This window comes from Ruegeria sp. CF3, assembly GCF_056537365.1.
The window spans coordinates 587,849-602,007 of record NZ_JBQFRK010000001.1; the positions used below are offsets into that span (position 1 = coordinate 587,849).

The 14,159-nt window shown below is 56.3% G+C and carries 13 protein-coding genes and 1 tRNA gene; 7 read left to right on the plus strand and 7 right to left on the minus strand.

The window, feature by feature from the left end:
- Positions 1-98 precede the first annotated feature (98 nt).
- Positions 99-443: an MmcQ/YjbR family DNA-binding protein gene (locus ACR0KC_RS03000; protein ID WP_480771463.1), complete on the plus strand. Its 345-nt coding sequence runs from the start codon at positions 99-101 to the stop codon at positions 441-443.
- Between the two features lie 57 nt (positions 444-500).
- Positions 501-1,676, plus strand: a complete 1,176-nt coding sequence (locus tag ACR0KC_RS03005) for a pyridoxal phosphate-dependent aminotransferase (protein WP_480561451.1) — start codon at positions 501-503, stop codon at positions 1,674-1,676.
- Between the two features lie 17 nt (positions 1,677-1,693).
- On the opposite strand, the gene ACR0KC_RS03010 is transcribed toward ACR0KC_RS03005, so the two are convergent.
- Positions 1,694-2,212, minus strand: coding sequence for an outer membrane beta-barrel protein (locus ACR0KC_RS03010; RefSeq protein WP_170510161.1), 519 nt, complete (start codon positions 2,210-2,212; stop codon positions 1,694-1,696).
- A gap of 412 nt (positions 2,213-2,624) precedes the next feature.
- On the opposite strand from ACR0KC_RS03010, the gene ACR0KC_RS03015 reads away from it, so the two are divergent.
- Positions 2,625-4,169 (plus strand): trimethylamine methyltransferase family protein, encoded by a 1,545-nt coding sequence (locus ACR0KC_RS03015; protein ID WP_480704910.1) that lies wholly within the window; start codon positions 2,625-2,627, stop codon positions 4,167-4,169.
- A 54-nt stretch (positions 4,170-4,223) separates the two neighbouring features.
- Here ACR0KC_RS03015 and ACR0KC_RS03020 read toward each other — a convergent pair whose 3' ends face one another.
- Positions 4,224-4,469, minus strand: coding sequence for an EF-hand domain-containing protein (locus ACR0KC_RS03020; protein ID WP_480771464.1), 246 nt, complete (start codon positions 4,467-4,469; stop codon positions 4,224-4,226).
- Between the two features lie 543 nt (positions 4,470-5,012).
- On the minus strand, positions 5,013-8,630 hold the full coding sequence (locus ACR0KC_RS03025) for a vitamin B12-dependent ribonucleotide reductase (protein WP_480771465.1): 3,618 nt from the start codon (positions 8,628-8,630) through the stop codon (positions 5,013-5,015).
- 544 nt (positions 8,631-9,174) lie between these two features.
- On the opposite strand from ACR0KC_RS03025, the gene ACR0KC_RS03030 reads away from it, so the two are divergent.
- On the plus strand, positions 9,175-9,609 hold the full coding sequence (locus ACR0KC_RS03030; RefSeq protein ID WP_170392985.1) for a hypothetical protein: 435 nt from the start codon (positions 9,175-9,177) through the stop codon (positions 9,607-9,609).
- Positions 9,610-9,617: 8 nt separating this feature from the next.
- On the opposite strand, the gene ACR0KC_RS03035 is transcribed toward ACR0KC_RS03030, so the two are convergent.
- From ACR0KC_RS03035 to pdxH, 4 genes are all read right to left on the minus strand, one after another.
- Positions 9,618-9,694: transfer RNA gene (locus ACR0KC_RS03035), tRNA-Pro, on the minus strand.
- A gap of 43 nt (positions 9,695-9,737) precedes the next feature.
- Positions 9,738-10,205, minus strand: a complete 468-nt coding sequence (locus ACR0KC_RS03040; protein ID WP_170392984.1) for a DUF192 domain-containing protein — start codon at positions 10,203-10,205, stop codon at positions 9,738-9,740.
- Positions 10,206-10,212: 7 nt separating this feature from the next.
- Positions 10,213-10,740: a cold-shock protein gene (locus ACR0KC_RS03045; RefSeq protein WP_170392983.1), complete on the minus strand. Its 528-nt coding sequence runs from the start codon at positions 10,738-10,740 to the stop codon at positions 10,213-10,215.
- 117 nt (positions 10,741-10,857) lie between these two features.
- Complete coding sequence (gene pdxH, locus ACR0KC_RS03050; protein WP_170405948.1) at positions 10,858-11,463, minus strand: pyridoxamine 5'-phosphate oxidase; 606 nt, start codon at positions 11,461-11,463, stop codon at positions 10,858-10,860.
- Positions 11,464-11,597: 134 nt separating this feature from the next.
- Here pdxH and fabI point away from each other — a divergent pair, with 134 nt between their 5' ends.
- Genes fabI through ACR0KC_RS03065 form a run of 3 tightly spaced genes read left to right on the plus strand, consistent with a single transcriptional unit; the run spans position 11,598 to position 14,135 of the window.
- Complete coding sequence (fabI, locus tag ACR0KC_RS03055; RefSeq protein ID WP_170405951.1) at positions 11,598-12,404, plus strand: enoyl-ACP reductase FabI; 807 nt, start codon at positions 11,598-11,600, stop codon at positions 12,402-12,404.
- A 6-nt stretch (positions 12,405-12,410) separates the two neighbouring features.
- Complete coding sequence (gene gpt, locus ACR0KC_RS03060; protein ID WP_170421803.1) at positions 12,411-12,920, plus strand: xanthine phosphoribosyltransferase; 510 nt, start codon at positions 12,411-12,413, stop codon at positions 12,918-12,920.
- A gap of 39 nt (positions 12,921-12,959) precedes the next feature.
- Positions 12,960-14,135, plus strand: a complete 1,176-nt coding sequence (locus ACR0KC_RS03065; protein WP_480771466.1) for an aminotransferase — start codon at positions 12,960-12,962, stop codon at positions 14,133-14,135.
- Positions 14,136-14,159 lie beyond the last annotated feature (24 nt).

Genomic DNA, 14,159 nt, shown 5'->3' on the forward strand with positions numbered 1-14,159 from the left:
AATGATGCAAGTTTTCCGGTTCATGCGCTTTGCCTAGCACGGGATTGATGCTGAGCCAAGCCTTGAGTTTTAACCTCCACAGAGGCAGTCTGCCCACCATGACCCGTGATTACGTCAATTCCGTATGCGCAGACCTGCCCGGTGCCGAACTTTCGGACCCTTGGGGTGGCGGCCACGACGCATGGAAAGTTGGCGGCAAGATGTTCGCCTGCGTCGGTTCGGTCGGGGATGGTGTATCGGTCAAGACACCCGACATTGAGACCGCGCAGATGTTGATCGACGCAGGGATTGGCACCAAGGCCCCGTATTTTCACCGCAGCTGGGTTCGACTGCCGTGGGAAACCGCCGCCGACGAGATGCAACATCGCCTGATCACCTCATACGTTATCGTCCGTGCATCGCTGACCAAGAAGATACAGGCGAGTTTGCCGCCGCGAAGCTGATTGACAAAATTGCTGTGCTTTGCCCCATTCGGCGTCATAGCCGGTCGGGAGAATCCCTTGAAACTATCGCATCGCATTACGCATCTGACCGAGGGTGGATCAGACGGCTGGGAGGTGTTCATCCGCGCGCGTCGGATGATTGCCGAAGGCCATGCCGTTACCGAGTTGACGATCGGCGAGCATGACATTCGGACCGATCAGTCAATATTGTCGGCCATGGAAAGTTCGGCCCGCAGCGGGCACACAGGATACGCGATGGTTCCGGGCACTGATCTGCTGCGTGATACTGTGGCCGCCCGTGTCCAAATGCGAACAGGTGTAGCGACCACTCGCAACAATGTCATCATAACCCCCGGCGGTCAGGCCGCGTTGTTTGCGGCGCACACCGCGCTTTGCGATCCGGGCGATATCGCGCTCTACCTGGATCCGTATTATGCCACCTACCCCGGCACGATCCGTGGCGTTGGAGCGGTAGCCAAACGCATAGAAACACGCGCCGAAGATTTGTTCCAACCTCGCGCTTCCGATATCGATGGCGCGGCAGGCGGGGCGGTGTCGCTGCTGATAAACTCCCCAAACAATCCAACTGGTGTGGTCTATTCCGCCGAAACACTTTCTGCCATCGCCGAGGTTTGTCAGCGCCGCGATCTATGGCTGATTTCCGATGAAGTCTACGATACGCAGGTTTGGGAGGGTGAACACCTGTCACCGCGCGCCCTACCCGGCATGGCTGAGCGCACTCTGGTCGTGGGTTCAATGTCGAAATCTCATGCCATGACTGGCTCGCGTTGTGGGTGGATCGTTGCTCCGGAAGGCGTGATCGACCACCTGATCAACTTGGCAACACATACAACCTATGGTGTGCCCGGCTTTATACAGGATGCGGCCAACTATGCGCTGAGCGTGGGACAACCTCTCGAAGACAAAATCGCCGCGCCGTTTCGCCGCCGCCGCGCTCTGGCGATTGAAGTGCTGGCTGCGCAGCAGGTCGTCACCTTAATACCGGCGCAAGGCGCGATGTATCTGATGCTGGATATCCGGGCTACGGGTCTTAGCGGCGATGTGTTCGCAAATGCGCTGCTGGACACGCATGCCATCGCTGTGATGCCCGGTGAGAGCTTTGGTTCTGCCGCCGCAGGTCACATCCGCGTGGCCATGACAATCGATGACGAGAAATTCGTCACATCGCTACAGACCCTATGCGAATTTGCCGCTCAATTGGCAGATGGATGACAATCGACCACCGAGTTTCAGAAGCGGAATGTGGTGCGCAAGTTGAACACATTTGCGTCGAGGCTTCGACCAGACTCCGGTATATCATCGAAGTTCTGCCGCAGCGCTTCGCCACTGATTACAAACCGTTCGCCAAGCGGATAGGCAACACCGATCCCGTAAACGGCTGCCGTATCACTGTCACCCGACGTACTGGCCCGCGCGGTTCCCAAGACAACATAGCCAAGGGCTGATCCAAAATCGTAGCCGCCGCGCAACTTCAATCGCGACATACTATCAAGGCTTCCTTCGGATTGTCCCAGATCAAGATTCAGGCGGTTATATTCCAGCTCACCGCCAAGCACGAAATTTCCAAAATCATAGTCGTATCCGATCAGCGGGCCAAAACTGCCCCCGCTTCCGCCTGCCCCTCCGGACCCATCAACATCTGCATAACCAAAGCTGAAACCAGCGTACGCGCCTGTCCAGTCTTCTGCCACAACCTGCCCTGCACCTGTTATCAGTGCTGCGGCGAGTGCGGCCAGTAATGACTTCATGCAGACCTCCAAACATCCGTTGCCGGTTTGGGCGCATCCCCGAGGCAGTGATCTGCTGATCAGCCAACCCCAGTATTTACTTAAACCTAAGGTACAAATCCAAATAACTACGTGCAGATTAACAGATTCTTACCGCAATTGGAAAAAAACATTTAGTCACGAGGATTTGCGCCCAGTTCATTTTGACTGATGGCCCAATAAAATTAGCCAAAGTCGCAAACAGAACAGATTGTCCAAAAGTGCATTGAAACAATGGGCGCATCAGACTGAGGAAGTTGATGCATAACGAAGTTTGGAAAATTCAGCTGGTCAGCCGCACCATTGGTGCGGATCGCGGTCGTGCGGCACGAGGACGGCCAGCACTGGTCTAGGTACACTCACCCACATCGTACTTTTTTGACCGGACACACACATGAACGAACAAACCCGAAACTCATCCCGCAGCGGTGGCCGCGCCGCGCGTCGTGCCGCCCGTGCGTCAGCTCTTCCGGAACATCTTCGCCCGATTCGGCCTGGTATGGAGGGCGGAACCCTGAAGGTTCTGACCCAAGCACAGATCGAACGCATCCACGAGGCCGCTCTGACCGCACTGGAAACCATCGGCCTTGCTGATGCGCCACAAAGTGGGATCGACTATCTCGTGGCTGCGGGATGCACCTTGGGCGACGATGGCCGCATCCGCTTTCCGCGCGCATTGGTCGAGGACACAATCGCCAAGGCCAATCGCTCGATCACTCTGCACAGCCGGGACGGCAAATCGGATCTGGAGCTGTCGGGAACGCGTGTCCATTATGGCACCGCAGGCGCAGCGGTCAGCATGGTCGACGTGCATGGACAGGAATATCGCGACTCGACCCTGCAGGACCTGCATGACGCGACTCGCATCTGTGAACAGCTTGAAAACATTCACTTTGTTCAACGCCCCATGGTGTGCCGAGATATCGCCGACAACCTTGAGATGGATCTGAACACGGTCTACGCCACCACCTCAGGCACGTTCAAACATATCGGTACGTCGTTCACGGAGCCCAGCCATGTGGCCCCCGCCATCGAGATGCTGCACATGATCGCGGGCGGAGAGGACAAGTGGCGCGAGCGGCCCTTCATGTCCAACTCCAACTGCTTCGTTGTGCCCCCGATGAAATTCGCCACCGAAAGCTGCGAGGTGATGGAAGAATGCATCAAGGCCGGAATGCCGGTTTTGTTGCTTTCTGCGGGCATGGCAGGAGCTACCGCACCCTCGACCGTTGCCGGAGCGATCACACAAGCCACCGCCGAATGTCTGGCGGGTTTGGTTTATGTAAACGCCGTAAAGCCCGGTGCACCCGCGATTTTTGGCACTTGGCCTTTTGGTCTGGACCTGCGCACGGGTGCAATGTCCATCGGCTCGGGTGAACAAGCTCTGCTAACCGCTGGCTGCGCGCAAATGCACCAGTTCTACGATCTGCCCGGTGGTGCCGCAGCTGGTGCATCGGACGCGAAATTGCCCGACATGCAGGCCGGTTGGGAACAAATGTGTTCGAACGTCATGGCTGGGCTGTCGGGCCTGAACATGGTGTATGAAGCGGCAGGCATGCATGCCTCGTTGCTGGGCTTCTGCCACGAGAGCCTGATCCTGAGCGATGACCTGATCGGACAGGCACAGCGCTGTGTGCGCGGGATCGAGGTGACGGACGAGACACTGGCACTGGATCAGATGGCCGAAGTCTGCATGGGTGGTCCTGGGCATTATCTTGGCACCGATGCGACGCTAGGCCGTATGCAGGCAGATTACGTCTATCCTACCTTTGGTGACCGATCATCTCCGAAGGAATGGGTTGAGCTTGGCAAACCAGATCTGATCGAAAAGGCAGTGAAGCGGAAGGAAGAAATCCTTGCCGTGCCTTCCCCGGCCAGATTCGACCGGCTTCTGGACGCGGAAATTCGCGGCAAATTCAACATTTACTTACCCGCGTAAGACACTGAAAAATAAGCGGCCCGGAGCTTCCGGGCCGCCAGTACTCCTGCTTTATCAGCCGTTGGACGGCGGCAGCAGGCCCGCTTGTTCAGCGATGGTGATCTCATCCTGATCTAGCGCACCGTCGCCGTTTGCGTCCATCTGCGCAAAGCCTTCGGCATCAACTTCAGGCACGACGGCCTGAACTTCATCGATCGTCAGTACTCCGTCGCCGTTGGTATCGGCGGCGCTTTGGCCGACGGCCAATGTCGGCAGGCCAAGTGCGAAGGTTGAGATAAGGGCCAGAATTTGCGGTTTCATGTTATGCCTCCTGATTGCGTTTTCTTGAGTGTTTGCGTCCGGACAAGCGCCAAAAAAAGCCCATCCTGAAGGCATGTCACCCGCTCAGATTGATATGGTCGCATTCAAGCCAATCTCTGCGTGTTTGACTGAGTCGCATTTGCGGACGATTGCCGGACGAAATGGCCAGTCGTGGCTTCGGCAACTCTTGCCCGATCCAAACAGGATGATCCGGCGAAGCCCTGCTCAGATCCGCGACTCGGGGTTGAAAAAAGAAAGGGGGCCGAAGCCCCCTGTCAGTTTCGCCTTCCAGGCTCATTTCGTTGACCGCCCGGTGTTTTTTTGCCTGCGGCCTGGACTGCGCATGGGACGAGCGCACCCGTCCCGTGAGAGAGTGGGAGGGAGCAAATATTCCGCCCCACCCTGTTCCCGGCCGACACGGGCATGTCGGCCGAGTGAAACAAGGCATCGATGGTAAGTCTCAGCGCCTTGCTTCGTATTCGTCGGGGCCGGTTACTGTGGCAGCATCCGACCCCTGCACCCCGGGTTGCCGGGGCGCTAAACTCAGCTACACCCGCTAGTTGCGCCGCAGGTGTTGCATTTCATGCAGGTGCCGTTGCGCACCAGCGTGTAGTTTCCGCATTCGCCGCATGGATCGCCCTCGTACCCTTGCATCTTGGCTTTGGTACGGGCGTCCATTCCGGTCGCAACCGCCGTCTCAGCGGGTGCTTCGAATGTCGCTGCGGTTTCGGCCATACCGGACACGTCGGCTTGACCACCATTGAAGACCATCAGATCCTGCGGTAGCCGCTTGCGCAGATACCCAGTCGAGCTGATTTGTTTCAGCACTTCCAGAGATTTGGTTGCCGCGCTTTCACTGATTTCCGATACGTTGGACAGACCATCCTCTTCGCCGCGACCCAGATCGTCGAAGGTTGCGCCTTCGGGTTTGACATGCGCCAGATCGGTGCGGTCCAGATAGGACACAGCCAGTTCGCGGAAGATGTAATCAAGGATCGACGTCGCGTTTTTGATCGAGTCGTTGCCCTGCACCATCCCGGCCGGTTCGAACTTGGTGAAGGTGAAAGCGTCGACGAACTCCTCCAGCGGCACGCCGTATTGCAGGCCAACCGACACAGCGATGGCAAAGTTGTTCATCATCGCCCGGAAGCCAGCGCCTTCCTTATGCATGTCGATGAAAATCTCGCCCAGTTTGCCGTCTTCGAACTCGCCAGTCCGCAGATAGACCTTGTGGCCGCCAACGATCGCCTTTTGGGTATAGCCCTTGCGGCGATGCGGCAGTTTCTCGCGGTGGCTGCGGATCATTTCCTTGACCACAACCTTCTCGATCACCTTCTCGGCCAGAACGACGGCTTTTTCTTGCGTCGAACCGCTTTCTAGTACTTCGGCTGCCTCATCGTCATCTTCGACCAGCGCCGCCGCCAGAGGCTGCGACAGTTTCGAGCCGTCGCGGTACAGCGCGTTCGCCTTCACACCCAGCGACCAGCTGAGTTCGTATGCCTTCTGGCAGTCCTCGATGGTCGCGTCATTGGGCATGTTGATCGTCTTCGAGATCGCGCCCGAGATAAAGCTTTGCGCTGCAGCCATCATGGTAATGTGGCTATCAACCCCAAGGAAACGCTTGCCTTTCTTGCCGCACGGGTTGGCGCAGTCGAAGATCGAATAGTGCTCTTCCTTCAGATGCGGCGCACCTTCCAGCGTCATGGTTCCGCAAACATGGTCGTTTGCCGCGTCGATATCCGCCTTGGTAAAGCCCAGATGGCGCAGCAGATCGAAGGTCGGGTCATTCAGCTTGGTCGCCGGGATGCCCAGAACACCGGTGCAGAAGTCCTCGCCCAGCGTCCACTGGTTGAAGACGAACCGGATATCGAACGCGCTTTCCAGTGCGGCATCTACTTTTGCCAACTCGTTCGGGCCAAAACCATGACCGGTCAGCGAGGTGTGGTTGATCCCCGGCGCGTTGCCGATGGTGCCATGACCAACCGCATAACCCACAATCTCTTCGATCTGAGCCGAGGAATAGCCCAGTTTCTCAAGCGCTGAAGGCACCGAGCGGTTGATGATCTTGAAGTAACCGCCTCCCGCAAGCTTCTTGAACTTGACCAGCGCAAAATCCGGCTCGATCCCGGTCGTGTCGCAATCCATCACCAGACCGATGGTGCCGGTGGGCGCGATCACGGTCGCCTGCGCATTACGATAACCGTTCTTTTCGCCGAGGCTCAGCGCTTCATCCCAAGCTGACATGGCCAGATCGATCAAACGCTTATCCGGGCAATTGTCGTGATCCAGAGGCACCGGCTTAACAGCCAGTTTTTCATAACCATCGGTCACTCCTTGCGACGCACGACGGTGGTTGCGGATGACGCGCAACATGTGGTCTGCGTTGCGCTCATAACCTTTGAACGGGCCAAGCTCGCCTGCAATCTCTGCCGAGGTCGCATAGGCCACACCGGTCATGATCGCGGTCAGCGCGCCACAGATCGAACGCCCCTCATCCGAGTCGTAGCTGTAACCCATGTTCATCAACAGGCCGCCGATGTTGGCGTATCCCAGACCCAAGGTGCGGAAGTCGTAAGAGAGTTTCGCAATTTCCTTAGACGGGAACTGCGCCATGGTCACCGAGATTTCCAGCGTCAGCGTCCAAAGCCGCGAGGCGTGCATATAGTCCGCCGCCTGGAACTCACCGTCCTTGAAAAAGGTCAGCAAGTTCATCGACGCTAGGTTACAGGCAGTGTCATCGAGGAACATGTATTCCGAACACGGGTTCGAACCGCGGATTTCACCGTCTTCGGGGCAAGTGTGCCATTCGTTGACAGTATCATGGAACTGGATGCCAGGATCGGCACAGGCCCATGCGGCGTGGCCGACCTTTTCCCACAAATCACGAGCTTTGACTGTACGAGCAACCTTGCCGTCGGTGCGGTTGATCAGTTCCCAATCCGCGTCTTTTTCAACTGCGGTCAGGAACGCATTGGTCACCCGGATCGAGTTGTTCGAGTTTTGGCCCGAGACCGAGCTATAAGCCTCTGAATCCCAGTCCGTATCATAGGTCGGGAATTCAATGCTATCGTGGCCCTGCTTGGCGTAGTCCAGAACGCGCTTGATGTAAGTTTCTGGGATCGCGACCTTTTTCGCTTCGCGAACCGCATTTTTCAGGGCGTCGTTTGCGTTTGGATCATAGGCATCATCGGCAGAGCCGTCCCAAGACCGGATGGCCTCGAAAATGCCGTTCAGCATCTTCTCGTGCATCTTCGATCCGGCAACGATCGAGGCCACCTTCTGCTCTTCGATCACTTTCCATTCGATGAATTGCTCGATGTCCGGGTGATCTGCATCGACGATTACCATCTTTGCTGCTCGACGGGTTGTACCGCCTGATTTGATCGCGCCAGCGGCGCGGTCGCCGATCTTGAGAAATCCCATGAGGCCCGAAGACTTGCCGCCACCCGAAAGCGCTTCACCCTCTGCACGCAGATGGCTGAAGTTGGTTCCGGTGCCCGAGCCATACTTAAACAGGCGCGCCTCACGCACCCACAAGTCCATGATGCCGCCTTCGTTGACCAGATCATCGTCGACCGACTGGATGAAGCACGCATGCGGTTGCGGATGCTCATAAGCGGATTTCGATTTGGTTAGCTTGCCGGTTTTGTAGTCAACATAGTGGTGCCCCTGCGCCGGGCCATCGATCCCATATGCCCAGTGCAGACCGGTGTTGAACCACTGCGGCGAGTTCGGAGCTGCACGCTGGGTCGCCAGCATATAGCGCATCTCGTCAAAATAGGCGCTCGCGTCCTCTTCAGTCGAGAAATAGCCGCCCTTCCAGCCCCAATAAGCCCACGCGCCGGCCAGACGATCAAAAACCTGTTTCGATGAGGTTTCGCCATCAAATTCAGCATCTTCCGCAGCAACCGATCGCCACAGGAATTCGGGAACGTCCTTTTCCTTAACCTTCTTCAGCTTGGAAGGAACGCCGGCCTTGCGGAAGTACTTCTGTGCGATGACATCGCTGGCCACCTGGCTCCATTTTGCAGGCACTTCAATCTCGTCCAGACGGAACACGATTGTGCCATCCGGATTGCGAATCTCGGATGTTGCGGACACAAAATCCAGATCGGCATATGCATCCTGTCCCGGTTTGGTGAATTTTCTTTCAATCTTCATGTCCGCTGCCCCAGCTTCGATCTGTCCAAATTTCAAGTCCCGGCACTAAATCTTGATGCTGCGGGGTGCCGCCCGCACTACCGACGAATTTGAGACGCAAGGGACCGGACGCTGCCTAGAACAGCGCAGAACCGCGAATCCGGTCTACGTCATAGTGGTTTGCTTTCCGTCCCTCGCCCGATGCCTTTTCTGGTCATTGCCTACCAGATTTAGTGGCTCGTCTTTCGGCCCATACAATCTGACGTATATTCCCATAGTTGGTCAACGGGCTTTTTCGGTCATTTTTGGAATCTTTTAGCTTGACCTGTTTTGCTGAACCGGCGGAATTTCGCCGCATCGCGATTCCTCCACAGACATGTCCCGGACGACCAGCCCATTCCGCCTTGATGTGTCAGAGTGATTTCTCGTGTTTTCCGCCACAGTTAGAGGTCATTGATCAACCGATCCCGCGTTAAGGACATGTTCAGAGAATCATCGTCACGACATCGCAGCGCGTGCCATACTTGAAATCACACGACATTTCTGGATGGGAAATCTACTCTACATGCGTTTGATTTCATTGTTAACTATTGTGGCGCTAATCGTGTCCTGCACATCACAGGAAGCACCACCTGCATCTCGCAGCGCGCAATTCGACGGTTATCCGCAGAACCTTTTCAATTCCTTCAGGACCGACTGCGCGGGGCCGGGCGACAAGTATATCAAGACCACCGCAAGCATCTTTGAATGCCGCGAGACCTTGCCGCCCGAGGCAACGGCGTATTTGATTCTCAGCTTCAACGGTTATCCGCAGAACTTGCCGCAGATCGTAACGCGGCTGAGCTCGACCAAGAATCAGGCCGGGTATCGCGTGGACGCAGAGTTGTACTTTCTGGTTCCGCAGAAAGATGGTTCAACTCTTAGAATACCTATTGAAAGCAAAGATTTGGACAGGGATTTTTCCAAGCTCTACACCGATTATGGCGGAACGCCAGTGTAGAGGAAAAATGGTCGGGGCGGCAGGATTCGAACCTACGACCCCCTGTACCCAAAACAGGTGCGCTACCAGACTGCGCCACGCCCCGGACCGTGCGCCTTCCTAAACGTGCCGATCTGATTTGAAAAGCCCTAACAGGGCCAAATTGCAGGACCTTGCGAAAAAACTTCGTGGCGCATCTGCGATCCAGGCCGAATGGCGTAACGCTCGGCTAGGCCAGCGTTGATTTCCAGGACCGCATAAACCGAATCGCCGCCTTCGATTGGGCTCAGATCCCCCGGAATTGCACCTTCGTGCACACGCGTCACCGTGCCCGCGCGATCAACAAAGATCATATCAAGCGGAATCAGGGTATTCTTCATCCAGAACGCAACAGGTTGCGGCGGATCAAAAACAAACAACATTCCAGATCTGTTCGGCATGCTTTCGCGAAACATCAATCCGCGCGATCGCTCTTTCGGTGTGATGGCCAGCTCAACGTCGAAGCGAACCTCTGCCAGATCATTTCGAAGCTCGACACGATCCGGACGGCATTCAGCCCGCGCGATCCCGCCAATCAAAAAACTCAGGAGCGCCAGTACGAAAGCCGTTCTCATCATTCAGAACCTAGTCGTTCAGGGCCGCTTCCCAGGCCAGAACCTGCGCGGCCATTCTTCCGCGCTTGCCATCAATGACCCGCATGGCCAGCGCTTCGCCCGGTTGCAGATCTGCCAACCCAGAACGACGTAGCACCTCGATATGCAGGAATACGTCTTCACTGCTGCCGAAAACATTGGCAAAGCCAAACCCTTTGCCCTTGTCGAACCATTTGACGCGCGCAGCCTCAAGCGGAGCGCTGCCGATCACGGTTGGATCAAGCTCGGCAAAATCGGCCAACATCATGGTTTCCGCGCGAACAGGCGGGTCAACACTGATCACTTCGACCGCTTGAACACCGCGATCAGTTTTGTGGGTCATGATCTCGATGCCGGCGCCATCCGCGACCGAGCTTTGCCCGAAGTTTCGCAGCACGTTGACGTGCAACAGAATGTCCGGGCCGCCTTCGTCAGACACAACAAATCCGTATCCCTTGGCGGGATCGAACCATTTTACGTGTCCACGGACGCGGTACATGCTGTTCAGATCTTCTGGCACTGTTTTCCCATTACGATAGGCAAGTCGTTAAGGGTTTCTTGTTTATGTTTTGGCTCGCAAATTCAAGCTGAAAAAAGCTATTGTCTGCAAACAGTTGCATTTCACGCAACGCGAACGTCATGGATTTAACCTCAGCACTTGCCAGTCGGAATCGACATTTTGTCGCTTCCACTGAAACCTGTCATGCAACCTGAAGGCACCATCGGCCCAGAACTCGACTTCGACAGGTGTTACACGGTATCCCCCCCAAAATTCAGGGCGAGGCGGGTTGGTACCCAACTTTGCGGTCACTTTAGCCACTTCGGCCATCAGGGATGCACGACTTTCCAGCGGTTGCGACTGGTGTGACGCCCAAGCACCCAAGCGGCTTTTGAGCGAGCGCGAGGCGTAGTATGCGTCCGCCTGCGGCCCATCTTCCTTGGTGATTGTACCACGAACACGGATTTGTCGCCGCAAAGATTTCCAATGCATCACAAAAGCCGCTTTGTGGGCGCTGTCCAACTCCTGAGCCTTGGCGCTGTGATAGTTCGTATAGAAAACAAACGCGTCCTTCTCGATTTCCTTCAGCAGAACCATACGGGCATTCGGCAAACCTTCCGGGTCCACGGTTGCCAAAGCAATCGCATTAGGATCATTCGGTTCGGTCTTTTCTGCCTCGGCCAGCCACCGATCCGCGATTTCAAACGGATCAGCCCCGGCGAAGATGCCATTATGCTCGTTCATTTCCATCCCCAGGAAACAATTAACATGACCCTAAGGCGAGAACCCGCTGCGGGCAAGAGCGCATGGCCTTGAAGCAGGACAATCAATGGCATAAACCAACCGAACACAATGCGACGACAGGCGGAGAACCGAAGATGTCAAATCAGTTGATGGCCGGAAAACGCGGCCTCATCATGGGACTGGCCAATGACAAATCAATCGCATGGGGTATCGCCCGCGCCTTGTCCGACGCCGGGGCCGAGCTGGCCTTTTCCTATCAGGGGGACGCCCTGAAAAAACGCGTCGATCCATTGGCGGCGCAGTTGGGCAGCGAGATCGTTTTGCCCTGTGACGTCAGCGACGAAGAATCAATTAATGAACTCTTCAGCGCGCTCGAAAAGAAATGGGGTAAACTTGATTTCGTCGTCCACGCCATTGGCTTTTCTGACAAGAACGAATTGCGCGGGCGCTACGTCGACACATCGCGCGCGAACTTTAACCTGACGATGGATGTTTCGGTCTACTCTTTCACCGCCGTTATGCAGCGCGCGGAGAAAATGATGAACGAAGGCGGCAGTGCGATCACCCTCACCTATTACGGCGCTGAACAGGTCATGCCACACTACAATGTAATGGGTGTTGCAAAAGCCGCCCTTGAGGCATCCGTAAAGTATCTGGCCGAGGATTTGGGCAAAGACGGCATTCGCGTGAATTCGATCTCGGCAGGCCCGATCAAAACGCTCGCGGCCAGCGGCATCGGCGATTTCCGTTACATCATGAAGTGGAACGAGTATAACTCGCCCCTGCGCCGGAATGTGACCATCGATGATGTTGGTAAATCGGCCCTGTATCTGCTGTCTGATCTCAGCAGCGGAGTGACAGGTGAGAATCTGCACGTGGATTCAGGCTATCACATCGTCGGAATGAAGGCCGTCGACGCGCCGGACGTTGAAAAAGGATAACAGACCATGAGCGCCAAGGACCGCCTGCCACACGAAAAAGGCTTCCACATCAGCTGGGATCAGATTCATCGCGACTCGCGCGCTCTTGCGTGGCGTCTGGATGGGCAAGGACCAGATGATGGCGCTTGGCGTGCGGTCGTGGCAATTACACGTGGCGGCATGGCCCCCGCGATGATCGTCAGCCGCGAACTGGATATCCGTACGGTCGATACTGTTAGCGTGAAATCCTATCATCATCAGGCGCAGGGCGAAGCAGAAATTCTCAAAGCGCCCAATGCTGATCTGATGGGTGATGGCACCGGTATTCTGATCATCGACGATCTGGTCGATAGCGGCAAAACGCTGGAACTGGTGCGCGATATGTTCCCCAAAGCGCATTTCGCGACCGTATACGCCAAGCCTAAAGGCCGTCCGATGGTAGACACCTTCATTACCGAGGTCAGTCAGGACACATGGATTTTCTTCCCATGGGACATGGCCCTGCAATATGTCGAACCCTATCGGGGAACCGATTAATCAAGCGTTTCAACTAAGCGCTGAAATCACGGACTCACCATGACAATGACCCGCACTGCCGCCACCTTTGCCCCTCCGGTGATGGAGGCACGCCGTTGGCTGGACGGGGTCGAGTTCGCAATTGACCGTCCGTTGATCAATGTCAGTCAGGCGGCTCCGGTCGATCCGCCCCCGTTAGCGCTGCGGCAAGCAATGGCCGAATTCGCGGTCGAGCAGGACAGCGCGCATCTATACGGCCCGGTTCTGGGCAACGATGACCTGCGGTCCGAACTCGCGGCTCAGATCAGCGCACATTATGTGGCTGAGGTAACGGCGAATCAGATCGCAATCACCTCGGGCTGCAATCAGGCCTTTTCAGCCGTGATTTCGGCAATTACCGATCAGGGTGATGAGGTGATCCTTCCGACCCCTTGGTATTTCAATCACAAGATGTGGCTGGATATGGCTGGGGTAAAAACCGTTGATTTGCCCACAGACGATGATTTGCTTCCCGATCCGGAACGCGCCCGCGCCCTTATCACCGAAAAGACACGGGCGATTTCGTTGGTGACGCCGAACAATCCCGGTGGTGTCGAATACCCTGCGGACTTGGTGCGCCGCTTCTATGATCTTGCGCGGGAAACGGGGCTTCGTCTTTTGGTTGACGAAACCTATCGCGATTTCGACAGTCGATCAGGCGCGCCTCATGACCTGTTCCAGCAATCGGGTTGGGACGATACGTTTGTCCATCTCTACTCGTTCTCAAAAGCCTACCGCCTGACCGGTCACCGTGTCGGCGCGATTTCAACCAGCCCCGCCCTGTTGGCGGAGATCGAGAAATTTCTGGACACGGTCGCAATCTGCCCCGGCCAGATCGGCCAGTTTGCCGCGCTTTGGGGCATGCGGAACTTGACCCAATGGGTTGCGGGTGAACGAGATGAAATTCTCGACCGAAGAGCCGCCATTGCAGAAGGAATGCCACGCCTTGAAGACAAAGGCTGGCGTCTTTTGGGACTTGGCGCTTACTTTGCCTACCTCGAACATCCCTTTGGCATCGCTTCCGACGAATTGGCCCGACGGCTGGTACCCGAGGCAGGTATACTGCTTTTGCCGGGTACCATGTTCATGCCAGAGGGCGATTCCGCGGGAAAGCGGCAGGTTCGCGTAGCATTTGCCAACCTCGACCGCGCCGGTATCGCGCAATTGTTCGACCGATTGCAGGGCTTGTCCTTCTAAGCTTGCCCCCCGGCTGCACGCATC

Excerpts from the sequence above, each read along its gene's own strand:
- ACR0KC_RS03000 (WP_480771463.1), top strand. The coding sequence starts at position 99 with ATGACCCGTGATTACGTCAATTCCGTATGCGCAGACCTGCCCGGTGCC.
- ACR0KC_RS03010 (WP_170510161.1), bottom strand. The coding sequence starts at position 2,212 with ATGAAGTCATTACTGGCCGCACTCGCCGCAGCACTGATAACAGGTGCA.
- ACR0KC_RS03015 (WP_480704910.1), top strand. The coding sequence starts at position 2,625 with ATGAACGAACAAACCCGAAACTCATCCCGCAGCGGTGGCCGCGCCGCG.
- ACR0KC_RS03020 (WP_480771464.1), bottom strand. The coding sequence starts at position 4,469 with ATGAAACCGCAAATTCTGGCCCTTATCTCAACCTTCGCACTTGGCCTG.
- ACR0KC_RS03025 (WP_480771465.1), bottom strand. The coding sequence starts at position 8,630 with ATGAAGATTGAAAGAAAATTCACCAAACCGGGACAGGATGCATATGCC.
- ACR0KC_RS03030 (WP_170392985.1), top strand. The coding sequence starts at position 9,175 with ATGCGTTTGATTTCATTGTTAACTATTGTGGCGCTAATCGTGTCCTGC.
- ACR0KC_RS03040 (WP_170392984.1), bottom strand. The coding sequence starts at position 10,205 with ATGATGAGAACGGCTTTCGTACTGGCGCTCCTGAGTTTTTTGATTGGC.
- pdxH (WP_170405948.1), bottom strand. The coding sequence starts at position 11,463 with ATGAACGAGCATAATGGCATCTTCGCCGGGGCTGATCCGTTTGAAATC.
- fabI (WP_170405951.1), top strand. The coding sequence starts at position 11,598 with ATGTCAAATCAGTTGATGGCCGGAAAACGCGGCCTCATCATGGGACTG.
- gpt (WP_170421803.1), top strand. The coding sequence starts at position 12,411 with ATGAGCGCCAAGGACCGCCTGCCACACGAAAAAGGCTTCCACATCAGC.
- ACR0KC_RS03065 (WP_480771466.1), top strand. The coding sequence starts at position 12,960 with ATGACAATGACCCGCACTGCCGCCACCTTTGCCCCTCCGGTGATGGAG.